Genomic DNA, 315 nt, shown 5'->3' with positions numbered 1-315 from the left:
CCTGCCGGCCGTCACGGACTTCACCAACCACGAAGGCCTCGGTGTGCAGGGCGTCGTCGACGGCCACGCCGTGCTCGTCGGCCGTCCGCGGCTGCTGGAGCAGTGGTCGGTCCCGCTGCCCGACGACCTCGCCGCGGTCGCCGCGGACGAGGCCGCGCGAGGCCGTACGACGGTCGCCGTCGCGTGGGACGGAACCGCCCGTGCCGTGTTCGTCGTCGCCGACACCGTGAAGCCGACGCCGGCCGAGGCGATCGCGGAGTTCCGCAGGCTCGGGCTGCGCCCGGTGCTGCTCACCGGGGACACCCGGGCCGTCGC

Annotated in this window: 1 protein-coding gene; it reads left to right on the top strand. The window is 75.9% G+C overall.

Going from position 1 to position 315, the window contains the following annotated elements:
- Positions 1-315, top strand: a 315-nt coding sequence (locus DBV35_RS29720) for an HAD family hydrolase (protein ID WP_117434507.1), incomplete at both ends; no start/stop codon positions are given.

Source organism: Acuticoccus kandeliae (assembly GCF_003073115.1).
Note: the sequence above shows the minus strand (reverse complement) of the source record. Positions and strands in the feature narration are given on the sequence as shown.